Origin of the sequence: Sphingobacterium daejeonense (assembly GCF_901472535.1) — a bacterium.
Taxonomy (GTDB): Bacteria; Bacteroidota; Bacteroidia; order Sphingobacteriales; family Sphingobacteriaceae; genus Sphingobacterium; species Sphingobacterium daejeonense.
This window is the reverse complement of record NZ_LR590470.1, coordinates 2,774,030-2,798,344: the sequence shown is the minus strand read 5'-3', so window position 1 is coordinate 2,798,344 and position 24,315 is coordinate 2,774,030. Positions and strand designations below refer to the sequence as shown.

Sequence of the window (24,315 nt, the reverse complement as noted above, 5' to 3'; positions counted from 1 at the left end):
AATGTCTGCAGCTAAGAATAAAATTGTAATTTTTGTTACGCATGATTTGAGATTAGCTGATAAATGTAGCCAATCTGTTTATATGCAATAATTAGCACTAATAATACTTACACTAATAAATGACAATTGTAGACTATTTAGTAGCAGATAATTTGATCAGAATATCTTTTGATGAATCTATTGATTTATTAAATAGTTTGCCTTCATTCAAAGATTTTAGAGTAGAAACTAACTTAAACAATGAGGCTGTCGTAAATATAGAATTAACATTAAAGCCTGCTAACATCAATTTATCTGAAGCCAAATTGTTGAGTGATGTTTCGATTGTTTGGGGTGATAGATTTAAGTTTGAGGAGATTGCAAACTTTTATGTAACATCAGTTGAGAATTTAAACTCAAGGGAATCTGATGTTTGGAGAATGATAAGCGATAAAGAGTTTAAGGAGTCAAAAATTCATGTCAAGCGGGCAGAACTTTATGATTCGAATATATTAAGTTGGATGATTATGGTTGCTTTCGGGCAAAGGGTATTGTCAAATAATACTGCTCTTATTCATTCTTCAGTGGTTGAAAATGGTGAATATGCTGTTTCCTTTTTAGGAAAAAGTGGAACCGGGAAAAGTACACACAGTAGATTGTGGATAAGTACAAATGAGGGATTTAATCTTTTGAATGATGATAATCCTGCTGTACGGTTTGAAGGTGATGATGTATTTATTTATGGAACCCCATGGAGTGGGAAAACAGCTTGTTATATTAATAAAAAAAGAAAACTGATGTCAATAATTCGATTGACACAGGCGAAAGAAAATAAAATGGATTGGAAAAATAAAGGTGTTGAATCATTGTTGGCATTATTGCCAAGTTTCACAGCCATTAGATGGAATCAAACCATATTTTCATCCATGCTAAGTGTTTTGGAAAACATTATCCAACGTGTTTCTGTTGGTCAATTATATTGCCTTCCTAATCCGGAAGCAGCAGAACTTTGTTATAAAGAAATTATAAAAGTAAATAAACTTGAAGATGAATAGATTAATTATCAGCCTAATTGCTATGGCAATGTTGACCCTTAGCTCTTGCGTAATCTCAAAAAAGGTTACCTACCTAGAAAATATGGTCGTTGATTCCTTGTACAAGATGCAAGATATTCCAGAATTAAAGATTCAGAAATATGATCGATTAAGTATAACGATCAGTTCAAAAACTCCTGAATTGGCAGCGCCTTTTAACCCTGATGGAGGAATTTACAATGTTGGGGATAATGGAGAAATTACCACATCGGGTGCTGGTGGAGGTACAACTGAAAAAGGATATATGGTAGACCGAAATGGAAATATTGACTTTCCAGTATTGGGCAATATTCCTGCAGAAGGGAAAACTGTTGATGAGCTAAAGAAATTTATTTACGATAGATTAATAAATGAAAACCTTATCAACTCACCTTTAGTGAGAATAGAATTACTAAATCTAAAAGTGATGATGATGGGTGAGGTTGGATCAAAAGGTATTATTAATGTTCAAGATGGTCAAATGTCTTTACTTGAAGCCATAACCAGAAGTGGTGGTTTAACTAATAATGCACTAACAGAAGAAATTACAGTTATTAGAGAGGAAAACGGATATAGAAAAATGTATGTAAGTAATATTGAAGATGTTAATTTCTTTAACTCTCCAACTTTTTACTTAAAACAAAATGATATCGTGTATGTAAAACCAAGGTCTGCTGTGCCTACACCAAGAGAAGATTTGACATGGAGATACGTTGGTTTTGCAACTGGTTTATTAACGTTGGGAGTAAGCCTAGTAGCTTTATTTAACAGAAACTAAGAATAAATGGTAAATCATTCAATGAGTAAACCTTTTCAAGGAAAAGGAAAACAAGACCAATCCCTACATGTATTGGATATCTTAAGATATTTTTTGTCTAACTGGAAATGGTTCTTATTATCTATTCTACTTTTTGGTGGATATTATTACTATCAATACAGCAAAACTCCTTTTCTATATAAGAAAGATCAAACTGTAATGATCAAAACCGCTAATAATTCCATTAGTGCTTCAAGAATTACAAGACCAAATAACTTTTATAATTTTGTTAATGTTAATAGTGAGATTTTACAATTGAGATCTCAAGAACTTATGCGCAATACCATAAGTTTATTAAATGCTGATGTTAGTTATGGTCGAAAAGATGGATTAAGAAGTGTCGAACTTTATAAAACTTCACCATTCATCGTTAGATTTATAAATGTTCCTTCTAGTGCAGGCTTTTCATTTAATTTAAAATATAAAGGTAATAATCAGGTCGAATTATCAATGTTTTCGAATGATGAGCTGGCTAAACCTATAATCGTTAAATTAAATGCTGAAACCAAAACTCCTGTTGGGAATGTTATAATTTCTGCAAATCCAGATAAAAAGTACAGGGTTAATTTAACAGAAGATATTACAATCACCAAAACTCCAATCAATGCCATGGTTGGTTATTTCCTTGGGAATTTAAAGATAACCCAAATGGAGGATGTGGAAGTTCTTCAAATGACCATGGAAGATAGTTCTCCGATGAGGGCAGAGGAGATGATCTCAAAATTAATTGAGGTCTACAATGAAATGACAGTTCAGGACAAGAAGAAAATTGCCAACAATACTGCAAATTTCATCAATGACAGGTTAGTAATTATTGAAAAGGAATTGAGTAGTGTTGAATCAGATCTTGAAGGTATGAAGACTCAAAACCAAGGTCTTGATGTTAAATCTGCTGGAGAACAATACTGGACAGAGTCTAGAGGATATCAAAGTTCAAGCAAAGAATTAGGTACTCAAATGAAATTGGTGGAGATCATGCGTCAAAGACTGAGTGATCCAAGTAGGGTAGATGATTTAATTCCTAGTAATACTGGTTTGGTCGATGGTAGTATTGAAGAAATCATTGCTGAATACAACACGTTATTATTAAGAAGAAATAGGTTAATGAGCGGTAATAGTTCTGAAAACCCTATTGTTCAGGACCTGAATAATGCGTTGACTCAGGTTAGACAGAATATCGCTCGTGCTATCGACAATGTAATTTCTGGTTTAAGAATCAGAATGAGCAATTTGAGAGATGAAGAAAATGCGGCAATCGGTAAAGCTCGTAGTTTGCCTTCAAAACAAAGGATTATGTTGTCCGCTGAGCGTCAACAAAAAGTAATCGAAGAACTTTATATTTTCTTGTTGAACAAACGTGAAGAAAACGCCATCAACAGGGAAATGACAGATGATAATATCCGTGTTATCGATTCTGCATCAGGTTCTGATTTGCCTTTCTATCCTAGTAAATTCAAAAAAATCGCTTTAGGTGTTGCAATTGGTATTGCAGTTCCTGCCGCTATCTTGCTTTTGATGTTGTTACTAAATACGAAAGTTAGAAATCGTAAAGATGTTGAAGATGCAATTAGTGTTCCTTTCGTTGGAGAGATTCCATTCTCGACAGAGATGAAAAGCGCAAAAAGTGAAATTGTTATAAAAGAACAGGGCGTGGATGAAGTTACTGAAGCTTTTAGAATTTTCAGAACCAACCTAAGCTTCATGTCTTCTGGAGATAAATCTCAAAAGGTTATCACTTTTACCTCATTTAATGTTGGAGCTGGAAAGACATTCTCGGTTATTAATTTAGGAGTGAGTATGACTTTCCTTAAGAAGAAAGTTGTATTGGTGGATTTAGATTTAAGAAAAGGTACGCTGAGTAATATTACTAAATTCCCAATGCCTATTGGTGTGACTCATTATTTATCTGATAGTGCAGTAACTATAGATGAGATTATTTACAAGGATAGGGTAGACGCTGATATTGATATTATTCCTATTGGTGTAATTGCACCTAACCCTGTTGAATTATTGTTGAGTGAAAGATTGGATAATCTGATTGCTGAACTTAAGGAAAGATATGACTATATTATCGTTGATAATGTTCCTTTGGGAATTGTTGCTGATGCTGATATTGTAAACAGAATTACAGATGTCACTATTTTTGTTGTTCGTGCAGGAAAAATGGATAGACGTCAGTTACCAGAAATTCAGAAAATTTACGATTCTGGTTCACTTACAAATATGGCTATCGTCTTAAATGGTGTCAAATTTGGAAATAGTGCATATGGTAGTTATGGATACGGATATGGAGGTTATGGATACGGATATGGCTACGGATATGGAGCACAAAAGAAAAAAAGGTTTCTTCTCTAAATTATTTGGAAGAAATTAACCCTCACTAATAAATAAAAGCGCCTTGCAAAATATTTTGCAAGGCGCTTTTTTATGTGTTTTTGTGGATCTTTTCAATGGAATCTATAAATTTCTCTAATTTTTCATTTTGCTTCTTAGCGACCTTAGGCTTTAGATACAACCAAACGAAAGCAACCCATCCAAAAGTCAGCACATAGGCAATTACTGCTGTTTTGGTATTCATTTTCAAACTAAATTCGTACATGTAAAATAGAAGCCCTAAGCTCAGAAGGATAAAATAAATGTTGATGAAATTTCTTTGTATATCTTTCTGCTTTTTCTGAATAGCAATTAAAGCATCCAAGTATCCTTTACTATCAATACTCTTATCTAATTCATTAAACGATTTATAAAATTGGTTGAACTTAAAGAGTGAAATTGATATAGCTGCAATTATTAAGGACATTCCGATTTTCGGAAATACGGTATCTGCTTTGTAGAGAACCCAAATTGAAATTATTACCAATGCCGTTATTGTTAAACTAATATTAGAAATAACTTTTTTCTTATTTGAGGCCTTTTTATAAGAATGAATACGATTGATTAAATCATCGTAATCAGAAGATTTTGTAGGTTGCTTTTTCCAGATTCTAGATAGATCCAATTCGTTTCTTTCCATGATTCTTAAATTTTTCGGTTAATTTTTCTTTAATCCTGTGAATTTTCACTCTAACATTACTATCAGATAAACCAACAATTTTGGAAATCTCACTTTGTTTTATTCCTTCTAGTTCCAATGATATAATAATTCTATCTAACTCCGGAAATTCTGATATGAAGTGGTATAGCATTTTTTATTTCCTCATCGAGAGTTTCCTCCTTTATTTCTACTAGATTGTCGCTCCAGTTCTTCAGTATATATTTTTTTGTTGTATTTGATTTGGCTAAGACATGTATTGGTAGCTATCCTAAAAATCCAAGTCCCAATATTTGCTTCATTTCTGAAAGTAGAAAGCTTTTCCCAAACGGTTATGAATGTTTCTTGAGCTAAATCTTTCGCTTGGTCGGAGTCATTCACATACCCCATACACAAGCGGAAGATTTTGTCCCAATAGATTTCATATAGCTCATTAAACTCCATTATTTAATGAAGTTAAGTAATTGTTGCATATACCAATCTTTCGAATCGAACATAATAAAAATGTAAGCTTGATAAGCATATTGAATATCTGCGGTTTTAAACTCGAGTATTGTTGTTCTATCATCGGTTTAATATGGGAGAAACCGCTATTTAAAAGAATTAATGCAGGACAAGTAATTTTCTTTATATCTTCTCGGACGTCAATATTGCTGAAGTCGCAATATATTTTAGCAAAAGTGGATCTATCTGATTTTAATGTCTAGTCAAGAACTAAATTTTGTTTTGCTGAATCTGAAACCATTGACGCTACACCTTGTTTTTGCATTGCTAAAAATTGTGCATCAGTTATATTTTTAAATTGCTCTACCATTTGAGAGCAGTCAATATTTGGATTTGATTTAAATGCTGGATTATTTAGGGGCTACCAAACACGGAACTGCATCAACCACAATTATTTTACTAATTATATCTGGTGAAGTAGCTGCAATATCCATTGCCATTACTCCACCTAAACTATGACCAATTATTATAGGATTACTTATGTTTTCATTTTTGATAAATTCAATGATTAGATCTCTCCACCCTTTAAAGGTTGGATTGGCTTGAGCAGGGACACCGGCAAATCCGGGCATCGTTAAAATATAACTCGTGTAATCATTGCCTAATTCTTTTTGAGTTTCATTCCATACCTCTCCAGATGATGCAAATCCAGGAATGAATATAAATATTCTTTTTGCCCTGACCAATTTTATCGACTTTAAAAGGAAATTCTGATGTTTGTGATTTTGATGAAGAAACCATCGCTATTATAGCCACAATTGTTAGTATAATGTTTTTCAAGTTCATAAGAAATTATGTTTTGTGTTTCCTTTAGATACAAACTCGAATAAAATGTTACAGATTTTTTTGAATAAATCTGTTAAGTAATCTGTTGGGGATATAATGTGTTGATTTACAGTGGGTAAATATTATTTTGAGATTAATGCTTTTCAGCAATAAAATTTGATAATAAGAACATGATAAAGGTCAATTCTTGAATATTTGGATTTCTTTTAAATCCAAAAGTCTTCTTTAAAGTAGCTAAGGCTTTTGATCTAGCAAAGTAAATGCTGTTGGCTGTGATCCCTAATTCTTTAGAAATCTCATCAGTTTCTTTCTGCTCAAAATATGTCATACGAACAATTTCCGCTTGCTGCTTTGGAAGTTTATTAACTTCTTCTACAATTAGCTTTATAAGTTCGATTTGGATCATTTTAGTAAGTATATCTTCATTAGGGCAAATTAATTCATCTAAAAATTCGTCATCATGAACATATTTATTACGAATTAGATTAGCTTGATCCAGACAGGCATTTTTTGTTGAAATATATAGAAAAGCTTTAATATTGGCTTCTGTAGAAATTTTATCTCTACCCAACCATAACTTTACAAATGAATCTGAAACAATTTCTTCAGCCAATAACTTATCCTTTACTATGCGGAAAGCAAAGTATCGAAGAGCAGAGCCATGGATTTTGATATAATGATTTAGTCCATCCTCGTGTCCAGAAATTAAGGCCATTAAATGTGGATTGAGCGAATTCACTATTTGGTTTATGGTTTAAGTTTAACTGTGTTATTGAAATATAAATTTAAAAGTTATAATCCATATTACCTAGTATTTAAAAAACTAGAGCTATATCGGTCTGATTATAGAGATATAGCTTAGTTTTGTAATAAGAATCCTTAAATTAAATTCTCAACTTGTTTTGAAGCCTTACTTCTTTGGGCAGCTTCCATAAATTGGAAAATTTCAATTGTTTCTTCAGGAGGTACCGGTGGTTTACCAGTATCAAAAAATGTTAGGATTTCAGCAACTAAAGGTCCATAACTAGCAAAAGGTCCTAATTGGGAGATTTCAGTTTCTCCAAAAGCAATACCAGCAATATTAGATGCACCTTTTCTAATCCCCCGTACAGATCCTATTCGCCCATCTTTCCATATTCCAACAACCTGTTCGAAATCGGGATGATAAGCTCTAAATACTTCTTTACAACCTGTCCCCATTACTGTAAACAACATTTCGATACCATGAATCATATACCAAGCCTGGTCAATATGGTTTGGTTCAATTTCGGCTGGGGTATATACATCAGCGCCAAGAACCTTTCCGATCTTACCACCTTTTACTTCTCTAACAAGTTGGTCATACCGTAATGAAGAAGAGGAAAATAAGGGTACATTCTTTTTAGCTGCCAATTCAAATATTTCTTTTACTTTATCTAAATTCTCAGCCATTGGCTTATCTATAAATAAAGGTTTTTTAGCGTTTATTACCTTGGTAGCCTGTTCTAAATGGACTCTGCCATCATTTGATTCTAACAAAATAAAATCAACCTTCTTTAATAATTGATCTATTGAATCAACTATTTCAACCCCCATTTTTTGCACAGCGTCGATTATTCCTTGTTTCATGCCTAAAGCTGAAGGGATATCTTTACTTCCATGTGGATAGGCAGCAATTACACGATAGCCTCTATCTTTCAAACTTCCTTCATTAATATCTTTGGTAAACATTTCACTATGAGATGTATCCAAACCAATGATGCCAATTTTTTTGAAAGACTGTTCTGCAAATAAAGGCAATGAATTTACAGATAGGGCTGCCGTAGTAACCCCAACTATGCCCAAATTCTGAATGAATTCTCTTCTATTTGTTTTTTTCATAATATTAAACTTTTGGCATTTCAGGCAGGCTGAATCCATTGTGATATGTATGTTTTATCCATTCATTTGCAGCCTCTTTAGCATTTAATTCCACAAATTGTCTGTTAAATCTTGGATCTCCATCAATCACACTGAACTCGTCTACCGAAACTATTTTTAGAATATCTGAATCATTGATATTGGTGAATTGCATGTTTTCTCCATCCCACAATAAATCTCTGTAAAGACCCTGTAGTCTTACCGCAAGAACTCCCATCACGACCATTTCATTAAAAGGTCCAGAAAACCCAAAATTCGAACTCGCTTCTTTTCTGTTTCTTGATGATTCTTTTGCTGCTCTGATCCAATCTTGTTCATGGGCATTTGTGTTCCAGATATCACCATTTCCTCCCGGTACTCTCGGAATCCAAGGCGTCGGTTGGGTAAAATGATCCATCTCTGTGACAGGTAGTAGGGTAGGATTCATACCATAACATCCAGTCATGATTTTACCTTTCTTGCCTACGAAAATTATTCCTCCATTGGAATCACCCATCATCTGACCAGGAGCTAGTTCGGCAGGTCTTTCAGGTAATAGTCCTCCATCGTACCAATAAACTTTTACTTCTGGCATATTTACCTGGCCTTTTTTCTCACGAGCAGGAAATGTATATTGAACCATCTGAGCATGTGGAGGTGAATAAAGATTGCTTAGCGTGGAGGAACCATTTACCTTTGTAGGATATTTTAAGTCTAAGGCCCAATATATAGGATCCATGATGTGGCAAGCCATATCTCCTAAAGCACCTGTTCCAAAATCCCACCAACCACGCCAATTCCATGGCGTGTAAACACTATTATACGGCCTGTTTTCCGCAGGACCAATAAACAAATCCCAATCCAGAGTTTCAGGAATTGGCATGCCTTCTTTTGGTTTCATTAACCCTTGTGGCCAAATAGGCCTATCAGTCCAGCAATGGACTTCATAGACCTCGCCAATTGCATCAGATTGAATCCATTCTGCAATCTGTCGACACCAATCAAACGAGTTGCCCTGATTCCCCATTTGAGTAGCAACTTTATGTTTTTTTTGCAAGGTTTGTTAATAAACGAGATTCATAAACGGAATGTGTTAAAGGCTTTTGAGTATAGCAATGCTTGCCCAAAGTCATTGCATGTGCCGATACTACTGCATGGGTGTGATCTGGCGTAGCAACCATAACAGCATCAATAGATTTGCCCATCTTATCAAACATTTCTCTCCAGTCTTTGAATTTCTTCGCTTTCGGATAATCATCAAATGTTTTTTGAGCATACTTCCAGTCAACATCACATAAGGCGACAATGTTTTCAGTGTTCATATTAGAAAGATTGCGTCTTCCCATACCACCAACACCAATTCCTGCAATGTTGAGTTTATCACTTGGTGCAACATATCCTAAAGTTTTTCCAAGTACATTGCTTGAAACTATTGTAAATCCTGCTACCGTAGCACTATTTTTTAAAAATTTTCTTCTGTCCATAATTAATAATTTGAGTTTTGAACTAATGCACCATTTGAACGGTCGATTTCTATTTGAGGAATTGGGAATGGCCAACTTTTATCACTTGCATCCCTGCCTTTATCTGCAAATCCATATTTGGTAAAAAATGCTTTCATCGTGGTAGGATATGATCCCCAACGGATTAAATCATACAACCTGAATCCTTCCAGAGCCAATTCATTTCTGCGCTCTTTCTTAATAGCTTCTAATACGTTATCTGTAGCTTTGACTGCATATGTGGTGTTGAATTCTGCTTCTGAAATTGGCTTCAATCCCTGTCCAAATAAACGATATACAGCTGGTTCATCAACTTTTGATGTAGTGACAAAAGCTCGTTTTCTAACCTGGTTGATATAAGGCAATGCTTCAGCAGCACTACCTCCTGATTTAATAATTGATTCCGCATAAACTAACAACACCTCAGCATATCTTATCCAATAGGGTTGCCAATTACTTCGCTGCAAATCATTGTTCTGACGATATTGTTGAGGGACAAATGCCTTGCGACTCTGTTGTAGATCAAAATCATTAAAATAACCTCGGTAATTATGCACCTCTTGACCTCCTGTACTGGTCTTGAAGATATCATTGTGACTAATTATAGTGAACATTTTACGTGGATCTGCAGGATCAAACGAAGCCGCAAGATCTTTGGTAGGTGTATTACCGCCCCAGCCGCCAACGTTATTACGACCAACATTCATAATGGCAAAGGCATCACCACCTAATCCAAATGCAGGGTCATATTTTCGCATAACACCTAGGATATTTTCCTTAGAAAATGGACCTATCTGATAATCTCCTCTGAAGAGATCTTGAAAATCAGGCAATAAACTTAAACCACCGCTTTTAACTACTTCTCCAGCCGCGTTTTTTGCTAAAGTATATTCCGCTTTAGCATCGCCAGTGAGTATATTTTGTTCCATTAAACCAGCAAAGAATAATGCAGCTCTAGCTTTAAGTGCCAATGCAGCGTCTTTGCTTACTCTTCCTGCTTCTGCACTCGTTAATGCTGAACTCCTAGGCAAATTGCTTTCTGCAATTGCTTCATCTAGGTCTTTGTAAACTTGTGTTCTTAGTTCTGATAATGGTGCTTTTTCTTTCCTTGTGGAAGGATCTTCAATCTGAATAACTAACGGAACTTCCTTAAATACAGTTATCAAGTCAAAATAATACCATGCTCTCAAGAATTTTACCTCTGCAATAAAGCGTTTTACTGTTTCTGCAGATACCGGTTTACCATCCTGGATAAGATTTGCTCCCTGTTTTTCAAATCCATCCAAAGCAATATTACAATTCCCTATACCTTTGAATCGGTTGGCCCATGTTTCAAACAATAAAGCATTGGATGCTAATGGTCTTCCTCTTCCGACTTCTGTTGTCTGAGGTCTATCACCAGGATCAGAACCGCCCGCTCCGGCATTATCAACCACCTCATCTCCAATGGCTACTTTATTTACCGTATAGCCCCATGAATCTGTCATCGGTTGGTAACAACTTGTTAACAGTTTCATGCCGGCACCATCTGTCTTAAAATATTCACTTTGATTTAGGATACCATATGGATCCCTGGTTAAATAATCTTTTTTACAGCCTATCGGAATTAATAAAGCCGACAGAACTAAAATTTTAATATATTTTCTTTTCATGACTTAAAAGCTAAAATTAACACCAAACATATATGATTTAGCAATTGGATAATATCCTTGATCAACTCCCATATTCAGCGGTGAACCACTTCCAATTTCTGGATCTAATCCACTGTAATTTGTGAAAGTAAATAGGTTATAAGCGCCTGCCCATATTCTTAACCTATCAATTCGAGCTTTGTTAAAAAGGGTAGAAGGTAGGGTATAACCTAATTGGATGCTCTTTATTCTTAGATAAGAACCATCCTCGACTAACCAATCTGAAATCTGTAAGTTGTTTTGATTTGCAGCACTGATCTTAAATTGAGTGTTACTTGGATTTGTTGGAGACCAAGCCTCATTCATCAATTCCTTTGGTGCATTATACCAGCCCACGCCAGATTTCATGTCAATCTTCGCTATGTTCATGATATCATTTCCAATCGTACCCTGACCCAATACCTGTAGATCAAATCCTTTGTAATCAGCACCTAATCTGAAACCATAAGTTAAATCAGGAAATGGATCACCAATATCTGTACGGTCCAAATTGTTGATGATACCATCATTGTTAAAATCTACAAACCTCAAGTCACCTGGTCTCGCACCTTCTTGAACATAACTGTCAACCTCTGCTTGACTTTGAAATATTCCATCAGTCTTGAACCCATAATAATATCCAATTGGTTTTCCTTCTTCCGTCATGGTCGTAGTATAAGAAATCCAACCACCACCTGTAATCGGCTCACCGCCGCCTAAGCTCAATACTTTATTCTTGACAGTTGAGGCATTTGCTGCGATCGTATAGCCAAATTCTCCAACTTTATCCTTATAGGATAAGTCAAATTCAAGACCTGAGTTTTGAACCCCTCCAGCATTTGACCAAGGACTGTTTGGAAATCCGAGATAGGCTGGCAAAGGAACATTCAACAACATGCCATCCGTAGTCTTTTTGTAATAATCAAAATTGAAATGTAATTTATTTTGAAGAAAAGCTAATTCAAGACCAATATCCAATTGCTCTGTCTGTTCCCATTGAATCAGCGGATTTCCAATGTAGTTACTTCCCCCCAATTAGTTGTGGATTCCTTGGTCCAAAGAGATAATATCCCATATTTCCGGAATAGGTGGTTAAATATGCCCCAGAACCAATATTTTGATTCCCGATCATACCCCAGCTTAATCTTAATTTACCAGCATCTAACCAATGTGCTGTCTCCATGAAGTCTTCTTCTGAAAAATTCCAACCCGCAGATACGGAAGGAAAGGTACCCCACTTTTTGCCATCCCCAAAGTTTGATGATCCATCGTAACGAAGATTGGCAGTTACCATGTATCGGTTTTTATAAGAATAGAATGCTCTTCCAAAATAAGAATTCAAAGCATTTTCCCACTTTGAGCCAGATGCTTGTGGATTTATTGATCCTGCATTGATTATCCATTGACTAGGATCGTTGGAAACAAGGCCCTGTTTAGAAGCACCTGATGATTCTCCTTTCCATTGTTCAGCTGAAGTACCAACCATCAACGACATTTTGTGATCCTCTATTTCTTTTTCAAAAGTTAATGTGTTTTCAAATACATAATAGTTGTTTAAAGAATTAGAAGCACCAACAGTGGCATCATTGTTAAATTGATTTCCATTTAAATAGTATTTTAGGATAGAAATAATTTGAAACACCTCGTCCCATGTCAATCCCTAAACTACTTCTGTACTTTAACCATGGCATGATTTTGATATCTACAGCTCCGCCAGCCTTAATTGCAATGCCTTTCCAGCGGTTATTTTTGTAAATATCTGTTTGGGCAACAGGATTTTCTTTGTTAGTCATTAGTATTGGACCATACATTGACCATGGATTGTTCGGGTCTATTCTATCCAAAAAAAACCATCTTTTAAAAATTCCGGGATATCTTTTAAGTCATTTCTATAAACTTGTGAAATAGGATCAGCTACAAATGATATAAAAGCAGTGTTTAAAACCAGGACTTCCCTCCAAAACATTACCTCGAGCTTCATTTATTAATCCAAAATTCCCTGATAAGGAAATCCATTCACGTAGATTATGGTTGAAATTTGTCCTCCATGACATCCGGTCATAATCAGAGCCGCTAATAATACCTTCTTGGTCCATATAGTTGAAACTTGTTCTATAGGCCAGGTCTTTGATACCACCAGAAATTGCTATATCATAATTTTGGACTAAAGCATCTTTATTATTTATTTCTTTCCACCAATTGGTACCCTCTTCTGATCCAGTATTTGATTTCAGGAATTTTAAAACATCAGCTTTATCTTGATCAGAGAATATGGATTTAATCCAGCGTTTATATTTGCAAGATTCTTGTATTCCATAAATTCTTTGGCATTCATCATATCATAGGTTTTTATTGGATTCTGAAAACCTAAATAACTGTCAAATGATATTAGATTACTAAGCTCGTTACTTCTTTGGGCTCCTTTAGCTGTTGTAACCATAATGACGCCGTTTGCTGCCCTTGAACCATATATAGCAGTAGCTGACGCGTCTTTCAAGACCTCCATGCTCACAATATCATTTGGATTTAACCAGCCAATGTCGCTTTGAGGTAATCCATCAACGACATATAATGGATTATTATCATTGACAGTTCCGATTCCACGGATCCTCACAGCAGGTGGTGTACCAGGACTTCCACCAGTCGAGGTAACTTGAACCCCAGAAGTCTGCCCTTGTAAACCTTCCGTAGCATTTCTAATAGGCATATTTTTTAATGCCTCCCCATCAACCTTTGATACTGCACCAGTTAAATCTCTTTTTAACTGTGTACCATATCCAACTACCACAACCTCTTCCAAATCATTCTCGCCTTCCATTAAGCTTACATTAACCGTGTTTTGACCATTTAAAGGAACTTCCAATACTTGAAATCCTAATAATGAAAAACTCAGTGTTGTTGCTTCAGTAGGAACATTAAGTTGGAATTCACCATTTTCATTTGTTGAGGTCGCAGCGCTACTTCCAACGACTTTTACGGTTACCCCTCGTAAAGGATTACCTTGGTCGTCAGTAACCTTACCTGATATTTGTTGTTGGCTTAATTCATTTGAGGAACTATTTCCACTATTTTCAAGCGAAGAATTACTAGAATTCTTTTTCTTTATAACTATTGTTTTGCCTTTCATTGACCAGCTTGCAGGTTTTCCTTTTAATAAGGAACTCATGGTTGTTTTTAAGTCTGCATTATTTAATGCTGCACTGACCTTAAGATTTGCAAGCTCTCGTCCATTTAAAAAATAGGAATGTCCTGTTTGGTTTTGGATGGTCCTCATAACATCAATTAATGGGACATCCTTTACGTGGATGGAAATAGTTTGACCAAATGTCGTTGCAAATAGTCGAAAACTAAATACAAGCATGATGGCGATAACAAACAAACTTCTCTTCTTAATCCACTTTGTTTTTCTGTATGGCTTTAGAAAGCCAAATCCTTCATTTAGGTAGTTCATAATGATTTTTTTAGCGATTAGAATTGGGTTATTTTTTATTGTTTTTGATAAGATTTTTAGGGTAATACAATTAGATAATTTTTATTATTTCTTGCTTCAAATTCAAATTTTACATCAGCCTCCTCCAAAATCTTTAATAGATCTTTCAGAGGTTGATCTCTGCTGAACTCACCATAGAAATAGGTGTCGGGAACATCGCCTCGGTATTGGATCTCTAAATCATACCACCTGCTAAGTTGGGTCATCGCAGTTTTGAGTGGTGTTTCATTAAAATAAAACATATTGTCTTTCCATGCTACTTCCGGACCTATATCAACCTGAGACTTACGGAGCCCTGAGTTTGAAAGATAACTTTGTTCATTAGGATTTAGCGAAATAGTAGTTTTTGGAGTATGAACATTCACTTTCCCTTCAACTAAAGTCGTTTTAATATGCTCACCAGGAAAAGCGTAGACATTGAATTGTGTCCCAGTAACCTCAATCAGTTGGCCCTTGGATTTAACCTTAAATGGAGTTTTGAGATCATTATTGTATAGGGTGTGAACATCAAAAAAAGCTTCACCGTTTAATGCCAATTCTCGGTCATGACTGAATTTGATAGGAATAATCAATTCGCTTTCTGAATTAACCCAAATTAAAGATCCTTCCGAAAGTTTTATTTTATAATGCCCTGCCCTTGGTACTTTTACAGAAATGGTAGAATTTTCAGGGAATTTGTTTCTGAGATCAGAAATTATCTCTCCATTACTGTACTTTATGAGTTGTTGATTATCAATTTCTATTAAATCATTTTGCTCACTCAACGCAATTTCTTCTCCCGATGGTAATGTTAATGTGGCTTGATGTTTCCCGGGAAGAATATTTTGTAATGCAATTTGATTTTGTTCAATGAATTTTAATTCATTATTTCTAATTATGAAATAGGTGAGAAAGAAACCAATTGAAATAACAGCCGCTGCAGTGCCAATAATCTTAAAAATTCTCTTATAGTTAATTGATCTTGGTTGTTTTAATTTATCTATTTTATCAAATGTTGTATTTGATAATCTTTCAATCCACCCATCTTTATCTTCGTGTTCTAGCTTTATCCATATTAGTGCTTCCTCAAACAAATGGTCATTTTGATTCAATTCTTCGATAAACGCTTTCCTTTTTGGATTTTCATCAATCCAATTTTGAAGTTCGAGTTTTTCACTCTCAGAAATAGATCCGTCAAACAACTTTTTTATAAGTTGCGCAATGTTTTCAGGTTGTACTATCATGAATTTAAGTTTCTATAAGTGAATACGGAAAACTCACAAATATCTTAGCTAGTTTTTTTAAAATAATTTTTATATTTTGTTAATCAATTGATTAGTAGGTGTCTCGGTCTCTTTTTTTTCCTAAAAAATATTTTATGATAAAAGATTTAACTCTATACATGATATTCATTCTATCAATCTTGGCAATGAAACGGTCTTTTGCGCAAGAGACGCCAAAACTTATAATTCGTTCGGATGATATTGGATCATTTAGTGCAGCAAATCATGCAATAATAGAAACCTATAAAAATGGAATTACAACTTCAGTGGAGTTGATGATCAATTGTCCATGGGCACCAGAAGCAATTAAGTTATTAGAAGAGTTCCCGGACCTTGATGTTGGAGTTCATTTGATGATTACTAGCGAATGGGAAAATGTTAAATGGCGCCCTTTAACAGAAGTACCCAGTTTGGTCGATGACAATGGTTATTTCTACTCATTTATTTATCCCAATCAAAACGTACCGAATGCTGCAATACTGGAGCATAATTGGAAATTAGAAGATATTGAAAAAGAATTTAGGGCACAAATTGAGATGGCAAAAAAACTAGTTCCTAGGATTTCACATATTTCAACCCATATGGGATGTGGAAACATGCACCAAGATGTCAAAAATATGCTCGCCAAATTATCAATCGAATACGATTTACCTCAAGATTATGATTATGGACTGAAAATGTTTCCTAACATACAATTAAATAAGCAAAAAGACTTTGATGCGAAAGTATCAGCATTTTTAGATGGTCTTGATAGTCTAAAATCAGGAGAAGTATATATTTTTGTTGAACATCCTGCACAGGATGTTAGTGAAATGGAACATGTTGGACATGAGGGTTACAGAAATGTAAGGCAGGATAGAAGCGAGGTAACTAAATTGCTAACCCACCCAAAAATCAAAGAAAGAATTCTAAATCTCGGAATTGAACTTATTGATTTTAAATCAATTGATTATAAATCAATTAAAGAAAAATCATAAAAAATTAAAATTGCAAATAAAGCAATTGCGGACAGCCATATCCAACAGACATAGCGAATCAAAACTAATTCTCTACTTAAATAAAAATTGGTTAATATAACCATGGTTGAAAAGAATAATATGAAAGTAAAGAAAAATACCAGTAACATGAATTTTATAGTTTGTTAAATTTTATAAATGTTCCTTCCATCCTAATTTATTTTTTTTCATTTTCTCTCTTACTTTTACAAAGATATTTATAAAATTCTTTTTAAGAAAATAAATTGCGTCAAATAAATAATATTTTTTAAATTGATGGTTTTTATTTTCATTAATATAAAAAATATTAAATTTACATGTAAATTTTATATTAATAAATTATTATATATTTGCACCTGTAGAATCATTTATTAATGGGGTATGAAATTTCTAAAAACTGTCAAAATCTCAATGATTGACATAGTTGTTCTGTCTGCAATCTTGCTTAATATTTTCAACTATTTCCTTTTTGAAAAAACTCTTGTTCCCTTACAAATTATTGCATTTTTATTTGCAATCGGAATTTTTGGATATATCCTTTTTAAGGACAGTACATTCTTCAAAGGAGTAGGCAAGCTTGAATCGCTTTTCTATAACATTATTATTTCCGGATCATATTTAACTTTTGTCTTTTTGAGTCTGAATTACTTTTTAGGATCTTCCAATACTACGGTTTCATCCTATAAAGTAAAATGTAAAGTGAACAAAATTTGGCATCCGGAAAATAATTTAGATGCCCCAACTGTAGTTAAAGCGGAATTTGAAAACGGATTTAATAAAAGAATTGGTCTATCAAAAGAATTTAAAATTAATAAAATACACCCAGACTCTTTAGATATACATTTATCAGCAGGATATTTTGGCTTCCCGATAATTAAAAAGGTTGAATTTAGGAGATTGTCAAAAAAATTTAATTTAGTTACTAAATAAAAAAACTCCTAAGGCGGGGAGCCTAAGGAGTTTTAACTAACCAATTATTAACCTAAATTATGAAATTTGATAAAGTATATTCAATGTCTATGCCGAATTAAATTTGAACCTCGTGTTTAACAAAATTTTAACATTTTATTGTTGAGTAACAACAAAAAATAAAAAATCCCACCTAAATTTATTATTTCTAAAATTTATATGTCAGGCTAAAATGACTACAAAATATACCATGTTATAAATAAACTGACAGAATTACTATTAATCTCTAGACGTTATTATTTCCCCCCTTGATAAATTCAATTCTTGTATTTTTAAAGAAAAAGGAGCATATTTTTGGACCGGTTGTTCTAATTCGGAAGCTTTGCCTGGTTCATTAAAATTAATACGGAATCCCAATTGGTCCATAGTGGTATAATTAACACCGTCAGCATATTTGATGTCAGAGTGATTGTAAACCATTATCTTTTTATTTACTGACCTGCTATCTATCCACTCGTCTAATTTTTTTGAGGTAAGCCAACCTTTCACATCCGCAGAATAATTTTGCCCTATAGGGAATTTCAAGTAGTTGACCAAATAGCAATAATGTTGAAAATCTATTTCATAGGGAAAATCAATAATGTTGAAGTAGGATTTAAACGGATTAATTTTACTATCACATTGTACTGTTTAACATTGTATTTTTCGCAAAATTCAATGCATACTTCTCTGATTTCATTGTAATTTGGACCTTCAACTAAAATGCTCTTATCGTTAAATATCAATGGAAAATCAGTTTCTGAAAACTCAGGTCTTGATGGAGAAGGTTTTTCCTTGTACCATGCAAAAATAAGCACAATAATAACTGCTGCGATAATAATAATGCTTACGATCGTACTCATAGGAAGTAAAATTAATAAATGGTTAGATGCGGCTCCCCTTAATTAATAGCCTTAGTCTAAATTAGAAATAAAATGTTGATTACAAAATATTAACTAATCTTTTATACTTGATTGTCTTGAGTATTATTCTAAAATAATATTGATTAAATCATATTTTGCTTGCCAGATATCTTGCTGGGCTTTTATATAATCACTATTGGCCAAATTGAACTCATTTAGCAATATCCTGCCATTTTGGTACATGGCTAATTTTTCATCTTTATTTTGTTCTGATAAAACTAAAATCCTCTTTAGCCTTTCAATCTTCTCCTTGGCTGATTTTATTTTATTAGATTTTTGTTGACCATCAATTTTGTCCTGTAACGTTTGATCATCAAGTTGTGTATTGAATATTTCCTCATTAAGCTTGGCTTTTTTCAAGGAGGGTATACTGCTAAAATAAGCTGAAATGGGGATTTTCAAACCAAGGCTTGCATAACTGTAACCATACCAATTGCTTTTATCAATGATGTTGAACTCATTACTGAAAAATTGGCTGCCAAAATATGCATTGAATGAAATGGTAGGTAATAACTGTCTTTTTAAACCAGATAATTGTACTTGAGATAAAGTTTGATCCAATTTGATTAATTGTTGTTCATAATCATTATTATCTATGTCCTCTAATTCTGCTACGATATCTTCAATATTGCTCGTGATTACTGCAATAGTATCTAATGAATAATATCTGTTTAATTCTAAATTAGCATTTTCCAACACTTCCCAAGCTTCATGTATCCTAATTCTTTTTCTCTCTAATTCTTGCTGGGAAAGAATATAGTCCTCGGATTTACCTCTTCCTGCTTCAAATCGTTCTTTATTGACAGCATTTATTTCTGCATATAGTGTACTGTCCAATAAAGATGCCTTGTATTGTTCTGTCGCTAGAACAATTGAAGAATATGCTAGGGTGGCGTTAGTTTTCCAATTCTCTCTTTCAATTGACTCTTCGACTATCGATTTTTCTAATGCGATCCTGTCTTCTTCAATATTGTTTTTCCTAGTAGGATTGAATAAATCCCATTCTAATTGGACTCCAGCCTTAGAATTCCATTTCGTAGAGAATTTTAAAGGTAATATTGCTCCCTCGGGAGCATTAGGATCAAAAGCAATCGCAGGTACGGGCGTTGTGGGTATAATCAGGTTCCTTTGCAGATTGATGTCACCATAAATAACCGGTAATCTTTCAGAATTTCGAACCTTTAATTGCTCCTTTTGTAAATCAACATTTAATTTCTTCCCTTGTATATTTGCTGCTTTATCAATCTGAGTCCACAATTCCTTTATACTTAACGATTGCCCGTTAGCATAATTAATGCTAATGATAAGAACAGATATAATTCGGAATATATGTTTCATTTTTAAAAAACTGATGCGGGTTCTAATTTTGATATTTTTCTAACTGCAAATAATGATCCGCCGATTGAAATAAGCATGGTAACAAACAATAAAAATAAAGCGAACGGCAAAGAAACATTTATATTAAGCCCGCTTTTTTCAACTCCAAACTTAAAACCATAAATCAATAACATAGCAAGAACATAACCGATAGTAGCATACAAAAATGCTTGTGCGATAATTAACCGATTTACAAATTTGTTCTTGGCACCAATTGCTTTCAAAGTTCCATAATCTTTAATTCGATCAAGAGCTGAAGAGTAAAGTGTTAAACCTATAATAAAGAATCCAGAGATCATCGCAAAGACGACCAATGTGCCAAAACTCATACCCATGTTTGAAGAGATTAAAATCTCCTTAACTGTGGATGATTTTAGTTTATTAGCATCCCATGCCCGAAGGTTTGGAAAATTATTGTTTATCATATTGATAACTGTTTCCTTATCTCCCTGAGCATTTAATTTCCCAATAATTAGGCTGACTTTGTTTGTTGGAAAATTTCCGAAAAACCTAGCGTTTTCAAGATTACTATACATAAAACTTGCACCGAAAGCTTGCGCATTTTTCGTTATAACACTCACTTTAGCACTTTTCCCGTTGATTTCAATAGGTTTATTTAAATATAAATCTGTTTCCCAACTTCGGGCGTTAAAATACTCAGCACTGACAGAATACGGCTGCATTAAGTCTTTTATACTGCCACTATCAATTCTAGATTGAATAGGGCCCATTAAAAATTCTGGAGCAGGAGTGCCTACTAGAGTTATGGCTGCAGTTTTTCCGTCCAAGAATGTAGCCTGGGCAGGTGCTAATATCACAGGTATGGTCCTTGAAATACCAGGAAGGCTCGCAATTTCCTGAACAGAACGCTGATCAATCATATTAATAGAATTAACATTCTTGCTTTGAGACTCAATGATCCAAATTTCATCTTTTTCAATGGGAGCATTGTTAACCAAGTTCCCCATTAAGCCCATCAGAAAAAATAATAAACTCAGCTGCTGTCCAATTAGAAAAACACTAATTACGATAGCTGTGATAATACCAAAGCTTTTCGCACGATCAAATTTTATGAATTTCCAGGCTAATCCAAGCATTTTAGTTTATTAATATTCTACATTCCACTTTAGAATTGATCAAAAGGTTAGTGCTACTATCCGGTTCTATTTTTATTCTACGAACCCTTCTGTCTTCCGCCTCATTCGCAGATTCAAATAAAATAGATTTATTTACTAAAGTTGGACTGACATATATTATCTTTCCTTTGCCAATTATATTCGTTTTTCCAACAGACGTGATTTCAACTAACTGACCAATTCTCACACTGTCGGCAAATAATTCATCAACTTCAGCATCAACAACACTTTTAGTGTTATCAATCATATTCCCTAAATCATCAGTGCCATTAACAAATTGTCCAACCTCCACGTTCAAGTCAGTAATTATGCCATTCTCAGGAGCGATAACAGTGTAGTCATTCAATTCTTTTTTGCTTTTTTCTACCAATAAGGATTGTTCCTTCTCTGATAATCTATTAGCTTTCAATTGGTCCCTAAGACTTGCAATTTTTTGAATTTGTTGTTTATAATTTGACAAATCTGTTTCAACGGTTTCTTTGGTTTCAGCATTTCTGTCAAATAGTTTTTGAGAGGTCTCATATTTAGACTTTAATTCAGCCAATAGAATTTCCTCTTTTTCTAATTCTTTTTGATTTGCCTGGCGAGAAGCTTGTAGATTTTCCAGTTGAGCCTGCGCTTGAGATACATCAATACCTGCAGTATTTTCTTTTAATCTAAAAAGAACTTGTCCATTTTTAACTTCATCGCCTTCTTTTACCAGTAATTCGTCAATTATTCCATTGATAGGACTGCTTATTTTGATCCAACCATCAGCAGGTACTACCTTTCCAATGGCAATGATATTATTTATAGCAGGCAAAGAGTCAACTTTTTTGTCAGCCGAATCATTTTTGCTCCCATTATTGCAACTGGAAACACAAATTGAAATAATAATCCAACTGGCTAACTTAAAACTATTTATAATCTTCCTCATTCTGAATGCTATTTGATACTTTGCCTTCTTCAACATATATAATTTTATCTGCAAACTTCCTTAATCTTAGATCGTGTGTCACTATGATTACTGCCTTTCCTTCTCTTGCAAGATCTTTGAGTTCCTCCATGATGATTGCAGCACTTTTTGCATCTAAAGATGCAGTAGGCTCGTCACATAAAATCATAGTCGGATTTGTAACCAATGCTCGTGCAATAGAAACACGTTGTTTTTGACCTCCGCTTAGTTTTTTTGGAAGGTTGTGAATGCGATCAGAAAGATTTACTGCTTCTAATGCCTTCAAAGCCTTCTCCTTGGCCTCCTTTTTTGAAACAGATTGAAGAAGTAAAGGTTGCATCACGTTTTCTAATGCTGTTAATGGCTCTAATAAATTGAATTGTTGAAAGACAAATCCAATATCATGAAGTCTTAAATCTGCTAATTTGTTTTCCGAAAGTTTTGTTACCTCTTTGTCCTTGTAAAATACTTTACCATGGCTAGGATAGATAACACATCCAATAATGGAAAGGAGAGTAGTTTTTCCAGATCCAGAAGGACCCATGATTAATGTTAGCTTATTTGATTCAAAACCTATTGTGGTTTCTGCTAAGGCAGTGATGCTAGTATCTCCGGTCTTATATATTTTATCTACACTCTCTAATCGGACAATTTCTTCAGACATGTTTTTCTAGCTTAGTCTCTAAAGTTAACCAAGAAAATTACCAAAGGCAAGCCATGAAAACTATTTTTTTAACATATTATGCCAGCAAAACATCGAAAAAGAACTATATTGAACAAGAATATAGTATCAACTGACCTTTTTACAAATTCATCAATCAACCTAGTGAATAAATATTTATAAATATTCTTCATTATCAAGATGATGAGTTAAAACAATAAATTATGAAAACCTATCCTACGCAAAGACTTGAATCATTAGATATTTTGAGAGGTTTAGATTTGTTTTTATTAGTCTTTCTTCAACCAATATTAATGGCAATTGGAAATATCTGGGATAATTCTTCATATCACGCTCTTCTATATCAATTTGAACACGAATCATGGGAAGGTTTTCGTTTGTGGGATCTAATTATGCCTTTGTTCCTGTTTATGACAGGGATTACAATACCTTTTTCATTAGACAAGAAAATTGGAAACGATTCTCCGGAAGTTTATAGACATATCGTCAGAAGGTTTTTGATTTTATGGATATTAGGAATGGTGGTACAAGGGAATTTGTTAGCATTTGATTGGCAGATTCTAAGACTCTATTCAAATACGCTTCAAGCTATAGCTACAGGCTATTTAATTACTTCAATAGCATATTTATATCTCAATTTTAAAAAGCTTATAGGATTAGGCCTGACTTTATTGATTATATATTCTATCCCCATGTCAACTTGGGGTGGCTACGACCCTAATTATAATTTTGCACTTTATATAGACAAGATGTTCTTGCAAAATTTTATGGATGGAGTGAAATGGCAAGGTGATGAATGGATTTTTTCTGAAAGTTACCAATATACTTGGATTTGGTCATCACTTACATTTATAGTTACGGTCTTGATGGGCTGCCTGACTGGTAAGTTAATAAAAGATGGAAAAGACAAAGATCCTAATGGAACTACTATTAAACTTGTTGTAGCAGGGGTAGTTTGCATTATTGTGAGTTTGATTTGGCAATATCAACAACCTATAATCAAGAAGATTTGGACAGGTAGTATGACTCTGTTTTCTGGTGGAATCTGTATCTTACTGATGGCAATTTTTTACTATATAATTGATGTCAGAAATTTCGCCAAACCTTTTAGATGGCTGAAAATTTATGGAATGAATTCTATAGTTGCATATGTATTGGCTTCTATAATCGATTTTCGAAGTCTTGTCCATTCACTTACCTATGGAATTGAAGCATACTATCCAAATTATTCAGATTTGATTCTTACAATAGGTAATTATTCAATTGTTCTCCTTATCCTTATTATTCTATATTATAGAAGAATCTTTATAAAGATTTAAATTCCTTCT

Annotated in this window: 26 protein-coding genes; 6 read left to right on the top strand and 20 right to left on the bottom strand. The window is 33.9% G+C overall.

The genetic code is table 11. The annotated features are described in order from the left end of the window. The first annotated feature begins 119 nt into the window (after positions 1-119). From FGL31_RS13575 to FGL31_RS13565, 3 genes are read left to right on the top strand one after another with little or no spacing between them, the layout of a single operon-like run. Positions 120-1,034, top strand: a complete 915-nt coding sequence (locus FGL31_RS13575) for a hypothetical protein (protein ID WP_138092191.1) — start codon at positions 120-122, stop codon at positions 1,032-1,034. Next, entirely contained in the window at positions 1,027-1,830 is an 804-nt protein-coding gene (locus FGL31_RS13570; protein WP_138092189.1) for a polysaccharide biosynthesis/export family protein, read from the top strand. Before FGL31_RS13575 ends, FGL31_RS13570 begins: the two co-directional genes overlap by 8 nt. 21 nt (positions 1,831-1,851) lie before the next feature. Then, positions 1,852-4,224 carry a GumC family protein gene (locus tag FGL31_RS13565; RefSeq protein WP_232046755.1) on the top strand — a complete coding sequence of 791 codons (2,373 nt, stop codon included), beginning with the start codon at positions 1,852-1,854 and terminating at the stop codon, positions 4,222-4,224. Between the two features lie 70 nt (positions 4,225-4,294). Here FGL31_RS13565 and FGL31_RS13560 read toward each other — a convergent pair whose 3' ends face one another. From FGL31_RS13560 to FGL31_RS13520, 14 genes are all read right to left on the bottom strand, one after another. Further along, positions 4,295-4,882, bottom strand: a complete 588-nt coding sequence (locus FGL31_RS13560; protein WP_138092185.1) for a hypothetical protein — start codon at positions 4,880-4,882, stop codon at positions 4,295-4,297. Next, positions 4,854-5,054: an RNA polymerase sigma factor gene (locus FGL31_RS25830; RefSeq protein ID WP_232046754.1), complete on the bottom strand. Its 201-nt coding sequence runs from the start codon at positions 5,052-5,054 to the stop codon at positions 4,854-4,856. Before FGL31_RS25830 ends, FGL31_RS13560 begins: the two co-directional genes overlap by 29 nt. Before the next feature lie 11 nt (positions 5,055-5,065). Further along, a complete protein-coding gene (locus FGL31_RS25825; RefSeq protein ID WP_232046753.1) occupies positions 5,066-5,344 on the bottom strand; it encodes an RNA polymerase sigma factor in 279 nt (92 codons plus the stop codon). Positions 5,345-5,754: 410 nt separating this feature from the next. Continuing rightward, on the bottom strand, positions 5,755-6,090 hold the full coding sequence (locus tag FGL31_RS23680) for an alpha/beta fold hydrolase (RefSeq protein WP_197734256.1): 336 nt from the start codon (positions 6,088-6,090) through the stop codon (positions 5,755-5,757). Positions 6,091-6,323: 233 nt separating this feature from the next. Then, positions 6,324-6,905 carry an RNA polymerase sigma factor gene (locus tag FGL31_RS13545; protein ID WP_138092183.1) on the bottom strand — a complete coding sequence of 194 codons (582 nt, stop codon included), beginning with the start codon at positions 6,903-6,905 and terminating at the stop codon, positions 6,324-6,326. 164 nt (positions 6,906-7,069) lie between these two features. Then, entirely contained in the window at positions 7,070-8,050 is a 981-nt protein-coding gene (locus tag FGL31_RS13540) for a Gfo/Idh/MocA family protein (RefSeq protein ID WP_138092181.1), read from the bottom strand. 4 nt (positions 8,051-8,054) lie between these two features. Then, positions 8,055-9,125 carry a Gfo/Idh/MocA family oxidoreductase gene (locus FGL31_RS13535; RefSeq protein ID WP_197734255.1) on the bottom strand — a complete coding sequence of 357 codons (1,071 nt, stop codon included), beginning with the start codon at positions 9,123-9,125 and terminating at the stop codon, positions 8,055-8,057. Then, positions 9,109-9,552: a Gfo/Idh/MocA family protein gene (locus FGL31_RS23675; protein ID WP_197734254.1), complete on the bottom strand. Its 444-nt coding sequence runs from the start codon at positions 9,550-9,552 to the stop codon at positions 9,109-9,111. The genes FGL31_RS13535 and FGL31_RS23675 overlap by 17 nt, the downstream gene beginning before the upstream one ends. A gap of 2 nt (positions 9,553-9,554) precedes the next feature. Next, positions 9,555-11,222: a RagB/SusD family nutrient uptake outer membrane protein gene (locus FGL31_RS13530; RefSeq protein WP_138092179.1), complete on the bottom strand. Its 1,668-nt coding sequence runs from the start codon at positions 11,220-11,222 to the stop codon at positions 9,555-9,557. A 3-nt stretch (positions 11,223-11,225) separates the two neighbouring features. Further along, positions 11,226-12,275, bottom strand: coding sequence for a TonB-dependent receptor domain-containing protein (locus tag FGL31_RS23670; RefSeq protein WP_197734253.1), 1,050 nt, complete (start codon positions 12,273-12,275; stop codon positions 11,226-11,228). Next, on the bottom strand, positions 12,262-12,882 hold the full coding sequence (locus FGL31_RS23665; RefSeq protein WP_197734252.1) for a TonB-dependent receptor: 621 nt from the start codon (positions 12,880-12,882) through the stop codon (positions 12,262-12,264). Before FGL31_RS23665 ends, FGL31_RS23670 begins: the two co-directional genes overlap by 14 nt. Further along, positions 12,830-13,084 (bottom strand): hypothetical protein, encoded by a 255-nt coding sequence (locus FGL31_RS23660; protein WP_197734251.1) that lies wholly within the window; start codon positions 13,082-13,084, stop codon positions 12,830-12,832. The genes FGL31_RS23665 and FGL31_RS23660 overlap by 53 nt, the downstream gene beginning before the upstream one ends. Positions 13,085-13,479: 395 nt before the next feature. After that, a complete protein-coding gene (locus FGL31_RS23655) occupies positions 13,480-14,691 on the bottom strand; it encodes a TonB-dependent receptor plug domain-containing protein (RefSeq protein ID WP_197734250.1) in 1,212 nt (403 codons plus the stop codon). A 56-nt stretch (positions 14,692-14,747) separates the two neighbouring features. After that, entirely contained in the window at positions 14,748-15,953 is a 1,206-nt protein-coding gene (locus FGL31_RS13520; protein WP_138092177.1) for a FecR family protein, read from the bottom strand. A gap of 134 nt (positions 15,954-16,087) precedes the next feature. Here FGL31_RS13520 and FGL31_RS13515 point away from each other — a divergent pair, with 134 nt between their 5' ends. After that, the gene (locus tag FGL31_RS13515) at positions 16,088-16,969 is read left to right on the top strand and encodes a ChbG/HpnK family deacetylase (RefSeq protein ID WP_138092175.1); all 882 of its coding nucleotides are present in this window, start codon (positions 16,088-16,090) and stop codon (positions 16,967-16,969) included. A gap of 399 nt (positions 16,970-17,368) precedes the next feature. Next, positions 17,369-17,917 carry a hypothetical protein gene (locus tag FGL31_RS13510; RefSeq protein WP_232046752.1) on the top strand — a complete coding sequence of 183 codons (549 nt, stop codon included), beginning with the start codon at positions 17,369-17,371 and terminating at the stop codon, positions 17,915-17,917. A 258-nt stretch (positions 17,918-18,175) separates the two neighbouring features. Here the strand turns inward: FGL31_RS13510 and FGL31_RS13505 are convergent, their stop codons facing one another. From FGL31_RS13505 to FGL31_RS13480, 6 genes are all read right to left on the bottom strand, one after another. Continuing rightward, positions 18,176-18,493, bottom strand: coding sequence for a hypothetical protein (locus tag FGL31_RS13505; protein WP_138092171.1), 318 nt, complete (start codon positions 18,491-18,493; stop codon positions 18,176-18,178). A 20-nt stretch (positions 18,494-18,513) separates the two neighbouring features. Next, positions 18,514-18,798 carry a hypothetical protein gene (locus tag FGL31_RS13500; RefSeq protein WP_138092169.1) on the bottom strand — a complete coding sequence of 95 codons (285 nt, stop codon included), beginning with the start codon at positions 18,796-18,798 and terminating at the stop codon, positions 18,514-18,516. Positions 18,799-18,921: 123 nt separating this feature from the next. Then, the gene (locus FGL31_RS13495; RefSeq protein WP_138092167.1) at positions 18,922-20,196 is read right to left on the bottom strand and encodes a TolC family protein; all 1,275 of its coding nucleotides are present in this window, start codon (positions 20,194-20,196) and stop codon (positions 18,922-18,924) included. A 2-nt stretch (positions 20,197-20,198) separates the two neighbouring features. After that, positions 20,199-21,332: an ABC transporter permease gene (locus FGL31_RS13490; RefSeq protein ID WP_099370103.1), complete on the bottom strand. Its 1,134-nt coding sequence runs from the start codon at positions 21,330-21,332 to the stop codon at positions 20,199-20,201. A gap of 1 nt (position 21,333) precedes the next feature. Then, entirely contained in the window at positions 21,334-22,173 is an 840-nt protein-coding gene (locus FGL31_RS13485) for an HlyD family secretion protein (RefSeq protein ID WP_171017677.1), read from the bottom strand. Positions 22,174-22,267: 94 nt separating this feature from the next. Then, positions 22,268-22,969 (bottom strand): ABC transporter ATP-binding protein, encoded by a 702-nt coding sequence (locus FGL31_RS13480; protein WP_138092163.1) that lies wholly within the window; start codon positions 22,967-22,969, stop codon positions 22,268-22,270. A 221-nt stretch (positions 22,970-23,190) separates the two neighbouring features. Between FGL31_RS13480 and FGL31_RS13475 the strand changes: the two genes are divergently transcribed. Then, complete coding sequence (locus tag FGL31_RS13475) at positions 23,191-24,306, top strand: acyltransferase family protein (RefSeq protein ID WP_138092161.1); 1,116 nt, start codon at positions 23,191-23,193, stop codon at positions 24,304-24,306. The last annotated feature ends 9 nt before the right edge of the window (positions 24,307-24,315 follow it).